The organism is Dolichospermum circinale AWQC310F (assembly GCF_000426925.1).
In the GTDB taxonomy this organism is placed as follows: domain Bacteria; phylum Cyanobacteriota; class Cyanobacteriia; order Cyanobacteriales; family Nostocaceae; genus Dolichospermum; species Dolichospermum circinale.
Map to the genome: position 1 here is coordinate 43686 of NZ_KE384687.1, position 8076 is coordinate 51761.

Sequence of the window (8076 nt, forward strand, 5' to 3'; positions counted from 1 at the left end):
TAAGTATTCATCAAAGGACTTCAGTTATTTGAACAGAAAATTTAATTTACTCAGAGAAAGAAAAAATGCAAATATAGGTGCTGGTTCTGTAGTAACAAAAGATATTCCTAGTTATGCTATTTATGGTGGCGTTCCTGCTAAATTAATCAGGTATAGATTTTCAGAGGAAATTATAAATTTCTTGTTAGATACAAAATGGTGGGACAAGGATGAATCCTGGTTAAGAGAAAATTTTAAATTATTCCATAATATTGATAATTTCTATTCCAAGTTTTCAATTAAGTGAAAGCGGTTCTAACGCTCCCCGTTGTGATCAAATATCCTTCTTTTGTATCCAAAAACATTGCTGTACATGGGTTTGGTATAGGTGCTGCCAGCGTCACTTATCGTTTACATCGAGGCTTAAAAAATATTAGTGTAGATTCCTAAATTCTTGTACAAAAAAAGCAGAGTAATGATTACACAGTGATTTGCCCAGCAACCAAACTAGGTAAAGTTATTGGCAAATTAAAACCCACCCTCGATAGTCTACCATTACAAATTTACCCCCAGAGCGATCGCTCTACCTATAAAGAATCAAATTTGTATCTGTTCACATCCAACAAAAATTAATGATCTTATGTTTGAAAATAAAACATTATTTATAATACCTGTAGTTTGTTTTGTATGCATTTATGTTTCTTATTTAAGGTTTAGACAACTGATAAATCCTGCTGCGTTGATGACGCTTTGGTGGGGTGGGTGGCTTTTTGTATCTAATTTAGGTATTGCTGGTTTTTATGTTCCGGGTTGGCATATTCAAACACTAGTATTAATAATGCTAATTACTTATACCCTGGGAACTTTTTTCTATGACATCCCACGTAAAAATATCACCACTTTAGATGCTGTGGTGTTCTGCAAAAAACATATACTTGATAAGCTTTATTTTTTGGCGTTCGTATGTATTACTCCATATTTTATAAAGTCTTTAACAATTATAGCACTATTACCAGGAACTTACAGATCAGCGGTTTTTCAGTTAGAAGAAGAAGATAACGTATTATTCGGTAATCCATATATATCAATTTTTTTCTTTAAGTTTTTGTTCCCATTTTTATTCTTATTAACTATTATTTCAGTTATTTATTTTTATGTATTTAATAATAAACAATATTTTTTCTTTACTGTACTATTAACAGTGATGAAGAGCATTATGCTCTCAGCGAGAACTGATATATATTACATATTGTTTTTAATACTATTATCGGAATCTTTTGTTAGAGATAAATACGTTCAATTATCTCAAAAGGAAATAAAGACTAGAAAGAATATCTTAATTTTCCTGACTAGTTTATTTGTGATTACAATAATTTTATTATCCGTCTTTAGGCTAGATCCAAATGGAAGTTCTAATATTGATGTATTAGAGGATGTTTACTCTCAATTTATTCAATATCATACTCAAGGTTTCCACCTTATGAGTTCGGAACTATCCAATAATTCATCTTTTAGTTCTGAAACTATTACATATGGTAGAGCAACTTTAGGAGGTTTAGAAGATCTTTTTTTAACTTTTATAAGAAGATTTGGCATTAATTATGATACCCTGTCCAAGGTTATAGGAGAATACCAAATATATAACGGTACAGAAATAGCACCAGGAAGATACATCGCCATATACTATACGATGCTTTTTCAATTTTATCTTGATGGAAAGGAATTATTTGTTTGTTTGGCATCAGGAACTCTTGGATGTTTAACATCTTATTTTTACTTGGATTGGTCTATAAATAGAAGTTTAAATAGTTTATTTCGTCTGATGCTATTGTTATCTACATCATTATTATCTATATTTCAGTTTCAAATGGGAGTAAGTTTCTGGATGGTATTGTTATATTTTGCGTTGTTGACCAATATAAATAAGAAATCAAGTAAATTAACCGTTTAGGCTTTATATGCACATGTCTCATAAACGTAAACCACTCATAACTGTCATTGTTGCAGTTTTTAATGCCGATTCAACATTACGAAGATGTCTTGATGGCGTTATAAATCAGACTTATCCTTATAAGGAGTTAATTGTAATTGATGGAGGATCTTTAGATGGTTCTGTGGAAATTATTGAAAGTTATCACACCAAGATTAGTTATTGGGAATCACAGCCCGATAGAGGCATTACCCATGCTTGGAATAAAGCTATGTCTAAAGCTACTGGAGACTGGATATACTTCTTAGGTGCGGACGATTATTTTTGGGAAAATGACGCACTCGAAAAAGTGTCAGAATTTATTAGCCAAGTTCCTGAAGATATCAAGGTCGTCTATGGCAAAGTTGTTAGACTATTTGAAAATGGTGCTGTGCTGGACATACACGGAAAACCTTGGGAACAAATTCGCCCAACCTTTTTCTATGGCATGCGTTTGAACCATCAAGGTATATTTCATCATAAAAGCTTATTTGCAGAATACGGTAAATTTGATGAATCCCTCCAATTCGCTGCTGATTACGAGATGCTCTTGCGTTATTTAAAACAACACGACGCAATATTTATGGAGGAAATTATCGCAGGTTCTTTATTGGGAGGTGTAAGTACACAGACACAAAAAAGACTTGCTGTTCTAAATGAATTTACTAGGATTGCACAAAGACATGAAATCAACGTATTTACCATTGGCAGGATCATTTCTTATCTTAGAGCTTTGATCAGAATATTTATTACGGCAACAATTGGTGAAAATATTTCAGATAAATTAGGCAATATTATCCGAAAAGCAAATTTATGAAAACGTTCAAAGAACGCTATGCAGGATAGACAATCACATAATTTCGTAATTCTCAAAATTTCTGAACCAATATAGCGTTTCCCAGAAGTGTTGAATCTTAAGATTTGGAGGATCTTACCCAAGTTATGCATTGGCATTGGTGATACCAAATTTGAGCATTTAATGACTCTATTCTCAATAAATAAGGGATTTTACCTGGGTAAAACCGAAAGATTGTAAAGTTTTGTTGCAGAATTCAACACTTCTGGATATTTATCTACCCAAACTGGGTTCTCAACATTGTTTTTTATCATCAAGAAACTGATTGGCCAGTGTTACAAACTCTCGTCTGTGATGATGCTACCCAATTCAAGTTACTGACTGAAAATATCGCTTTGTGTTGGGTGCATGAGAGGCGGCATTACAAAAAATTAAGTCCGTTTATTGCTATTTACTTGCATTTTAGAGTTACTTCTCCATATTCGTAAAAGAAGCGGTATAATCAGGAATGAAAATTTTACATATTCACACACATACAACATCAGGAGGAGCAGCAGCGGTTGCTAAAAATATTCATTTAAAACTTTCTCAATATGGATTTTATTCCAAATATTATGCAGGTAGTGGCATTTCTAATAAATTAAATAATGTTGAAATATTAGGAATTTCCCAATGGAGATTTTTAGCTAATGCACTAATTTATCGTTTCACCAGTCAAGAGGGTACTCTAAATGTTAATAAATGGTTTAAAGTTTTACCAACAATATTAAATTGGTCTGATGTTATTCATTTGCATAATGTTCATGGTTACTATATGCCAATGGTAGTTCTGAAAAAAATACTCGAAAAACCCGTTGTTTGGACATTACATGATGAATGGATTATGACAGGAAGATGTACTTTTTCTGGAAATTGCCAGGGTTATCACCAAGGCTGTCATCCTTGTCCTCATTTAGATAAATATCCTAGCACTTTAGTAGATAGGGCTAGACAAAATTTTATTGATCGTCATGATCTCATAACAAAATCGAAAGCAATTTTAGTATCTCCTTCTAATATTCTCCGCGAAAAACTAATTCACGCAGGTTTTCCGGCTGAAAGAATTCAAGTGATTCCTAATCCCACAGAATTTCAACAATTTTCTCCCCCAGAAGAACGTCAGGATATTAAACAAGAATTGAAGTTGCCTGAGAACAAAATTATTGTGCTTTTCGTGGCTAATGTAATTGGGTCTTATCGGAAGGGATTTGATGTTTTGGAGTCAGCTTTACATCAACTTCCTAACCCTGATGACTTTATGTTGATCATGATTGGAAAATACAATCAAAAAATTCAACAAAAAGTAAATAATTTGCCCATTGAAGTAAGATTAATTGGAACAATTGATAGTCGTACAGAGATTAATCGCTATTATGCGGCTAGTGATGTTTTAGTTGTGCCTTCCCGTGAAGAATCTTTTGGATTAGTTACTACAGAAGCCTTGTCTCAAGGTTGTCAAGTTATCTGTTCTGATATTCCTGTATTTAGAGAAGTAACTGATGGAAAAGCTATCTTCTTTCCTTTAGGGGATTCACAACAACTTGCTTCGCAACTGAATAAATTCTTTAATCAAAAGGAAAAATATAAAATTTCCGATTTAGCTATTAATCAAATTCGAGAAAAATTTTCGTTTGAAAATATTTTAAACTCTTATATAGAGGCATATTATCTGGCAGTTAAGAAATGAAAATAAGTTCTTAAATCAAAAAATACCCTACTTAAGGATTTATTCTATACTACTCATATTTGGTTTTTGAAAGGTTTTTAAGATAAAAACCTTATTGGATATGGATTTAAGTAGTTAGTATATTTTCAAAATTTGAACCGGATTCCTATAGTTTATTTGATGATCTTGAGGTTACATAATTTCTATGAAAACTTTCGTTGTTGTTGCTGGCTACTGGTCAACTAATATTGGAAATAGTTTCTTCCAATTAGGTGCGGAGTTTATGCTCCGTCAAGCATTTCCAAATGATCGGGTTGTATTTTTGAGTGATCAACCAGGATACTGGGATGTTAATATTGGGAATCCCCCTAATTCACTAGATTACTTAGCTCATATTGAAATGGATTATCTTGTAATTCAAGGTCCATATTTACGTCCTGAATATCCAAAAATATGGTTACAGACTTTGCGGAAATTAAAGGAGCGGGGTGTCAAGATAATTGTTCTGAGTGCTGGTATGATGGATTATTCTCAGAAAATGCAAGAACAAGCAAGAGAATGGCTAACTGAAATACCGCCTTATGTATTTATTACTAGAGATACTGAAACTTATAAATTTTTTGGTGATTTGGCCACTCATGCAATGGATGGTGTTGATGTTGCAACTTTTGTTTCAGACCTCCATCATCCATTATCAACAACTTTACCACCGTACATAATTTTTAATTTTGACCAAATTCCAGAACCTACAGTTGCCATAGATAATGGTTTAACTCTTAAAGAGAATGAAGAAGTAATTCAGTTGAACAACCTGGCATTGAAGTTTCGCTTTGCAAGTCGTGAGTTAAATCTGGCCTGTCGATATAAATTTTACCTTTTCCTTCGTTCTTTACTTCCTATGAGACCTTCTCTACAAGAGTCCATAGCAGATCACATTATTGTTCGTACTGACCATCGCTTCAATCCCATGTTGCTACAAAAATCTTATGCCGCTCCCAACTCCTTTACTTCAGATATCCCGCATACATACCTTAACTTGTATGCTAATACAAAAGCAACATTTTCAAATAGAGTTCATGCTTGCGTAGCAACTTTGGCTTATGGCAAACCAGCAAAACTTTTTTCAAACTCACCTAGAGCATATCTACTTGATCGATTAGGCGCGGTCAATATCCGCAAAGAATTGATAAAAATTGATACTGCATGGTTAAAGCAGGAGAAATCAGCAATGATTGACTTTTTGCGACAGGTTGTCAACTGAATAGAGTAGAGAGGATTTCCGCTGCTTGTCCAGCCTACTTAGGGAACGAATCCGCCCTTAGACCTTCAACCCGTTTTTATTCATTCCATTGGTTGATTGTTAGTAACCTTATGTGTAGCCAATCGAACCAACGGAATGATTACCGTCATTCAGCTAACAACGAACCGTACATCAGTATTCAATCGTATCTCTGCTTTAATTATTTTAAAAATTGGCTTTGCTGAATTGGGTTATGAAATTGAAAAGTCAAAAAAAATGAAACTCTGACACTCTGCGCCTCTGCGTGAAATAAAATCATACTCTTAATCAGCAACGCCTAAAAATTAAATCAATGAAGAAAATTTCCATCCTTACGCAATACTTTTATCCTAGCAATGCTGCGACAGCCCAGTTAATGACTGACCTTGCAAAGGGACTGTATGAGCATAATTATAACTTAAACATATTTACTGGTACTAAATCTAATTTAGATGTACCTGATTTCTTAACTCAATTCAAAATAATTCGTGCTTTTTCTCCCATCAAATCCAGTACCAGCATTTTCAGTAAAATCAGTAGTTCGATATTTTTTCTGCTTGGTGCTGTTGCTTATGTAATATTTAACCTACCCGGAAATGTCCCACTTTTGATTGCTTCTAATCCACCTTATGCAGGTATTTTAGGAATATTATTCAATATTGTCCGTCGTGGTAAATATTATTTTCTTCTCCAAGATATTTTTCCAGAATCAGCGGCAATGTCTGGAATCATGAAGCAAAATAGTATTTTATATAGATTCTTTAGTAAGTTAATTTATTTAACTTATAAATATTCTGAATATATAATTGTTCTTAGCACTTCAATGCAGGAATTTTTAGAGAAAAAGTATCCTGATTTAAAACCCAAGATTAAAGTAATTGAAAATTGGGCAATTGAAGATATTCCCATTGTCAGCAAAGCAGAAAATAATTTTGCTCAACAGCATGAACTTGATGAAATCTTCACAGTTTTATATTCAGGTAATATGGGGAGACTACATGATATTGAAACCATTACTGAAGCAGCTAAAATACTGAAAGATGAGCCGATTAAATTCGTCTTTATTGGTGACGGAGCAAAAACTAAAATAGTCAAACAAGCAATTGAGAATTTTCAGCTAAAAAACATTCTCCTATTACCCTACCAACCTAGAGAATTACTTCCTCTATCATTAACAGCCTGCGATATTTCCTTAGTTAGTCTCATCCCTGGTGCTGAGTTAATTGTTGCACCATCTAAACTCTATGGAATGCTGTCAGCAGGACGAGGACTTATATCTATATCTGTACCCAATTCATATATAGACAAGCTATTAACTAATTCTGGTTGTGGGGTTAATGTTCCTCCTGACAATCCTCAACAGCTTGCTGATATAATTCGTCAATTAGCAAGTGACAACCAAAGAGTTAAGTCAATGGGTGAAATAGCACGTCAATTGTATGAAACTAGATATACATTTAAGAGGGCGCTTGAGGAGTATGAAAGGTTAATTTTTCAGATTTAAGCCATTTGACCATGATAAATGGTTTAAAACAAGGCTTAAAAGAGCAAATAATAGTAAAAGTTTCGCTCTTTTTTATGCTATAATTTAGATAGATTTTAGAGAATGAAAACCCCTTGCTTTTTCCTGGGGGGTGTAAACATTTACTGTCAAATTAGTAGAAAAAATCCTAGAAATAAAACGCCAAAAACCGAAAGCAGACACGACAGAATTAGAAAGATAGATGAGATAGTGTATAAATTGTATTGGTTAACAGAAGAGGAGATGAATATAATTCAGGATAGTGTAAAACAGAAATAACTAGCGATCGCTATAATAAAACTAGACTAATTAACTTGTAACTTTTCATGGTAAACATTACCATTCAAGTTGACCCAGAAATTGCCAAAGCGTACCGAGAAGCAGAACCAGAAAAACAGCAAAAAATCCAAATATTTCTCAACATAATGCTGCAAAAAGCAGTCAGTCAAAAACCACTCTTAGATATCATGGAAGAAGCGAGTCAACAAGCCACGGAATGACCTCAGAAATTTTAGAATCTATTCTCAACGATGAAAACTAACCGCATCGTAATTGATACAAATGTAATTGCCAGTGCATTAATCTTTTCTAAATCTACAACGGACAATAGTAGCGAACTGCTTGCAGCAGTGCTTCGCTATCGCTCTTGCCCTGCTGATATGATAATCCGATCTAACCAGATAAATATGCTGTAACTTACGGTCAGCAAATTAGCTTACCATAGATGTAAAATTAGTGACTATATCCGTAGCTCTGCCTTCAAACCGTAACTGGCGATTGGGAACACCAAACCATTGAAAAATGCGGCGATTATAATTTATTTAGG

Annotated in this window: 6 protein-coding genes and 1 pseudogene; all 7 read left to right on the forward strand. The window is 33.7% G+C overall.

Annotated features, from left to right (window positions below):
* A pseudogene (locus tag ACIR310F_RS22525) lies at positions 1-286 on the forward strand (hypothetical protein); the annotation flags it as partial.
* Positions 287-619: 333 nt separating this feature from the next.
* Positions 620-1930, forward strand: a complete 1311-nt coding sequence (locus tag ACIR310F_RS0113560) for a hypothetical protein (RefSeq protein ID WP_155963812.1) — start codon at positions 620-622, stop codon at positions 1928-1930.
* 13 nt (positions 1931-1943) lie between these two features.
* Positions 1944-2765: a glycosyltransferase family 2 protein gene (locus ACIR310F_RS22530; protein ID WP_051289639.1), complete on the forward strand. Its 822-nt coding sequence runs from the start codon at positions 1944-1946 to the stop codon at positions 2763-2765.
* 487 nt (positions 2766-3252) lie between these two features.
* On the forward strand, positions 3253-4470 hold the full coding sequence (locus ACIR310F_RS0113570; RefSeq protein ID WP_028084290.1) for a glycosyltransferase: 1218 nt from the start codon (positions 3253-3255) through the stop codon (positions 4468-4470).
* Positions 4471-4654: 184 nt separating this feature from the next.
* A complete protein-coding gene (locus ACIR310F_RS0113575) occupies positions 4655-5710 on the forward strand; it encodes a polysaccharide pyruvyl transferase family protein (protein ID WP_028084291.1) in 1056 nt (351 codons plus the stop codon).
* 331 nt (positions 5711-6041) lie between these two features.
* The gene (locus ACIR310F_RS0113585) at positions 6042-7232 is read left to right on the forward strand and encodes a glycosyltransferase family 4 protein (RefSeq protein ID WP_028084292.1); all 1191 of its coding nucleotides are present in this window, start codon (positions 6042-6044) and stop codon (positions 7230-7232) included.
* Between the two features lie 344 nt (positions 7233-7576).
* Positions 7577-7750: a hypothetical protein gene (locus ACIR310F_RS22535; RefSeq protein WP_231387530.1), complete on the forward strand. Its 174-nt coding sequence runs from the start codon at positions 7577-7579 to the stop codon at positions 7748-7750.
* Positions 7751-8076 lie beyond the last annotated feature (326 nt).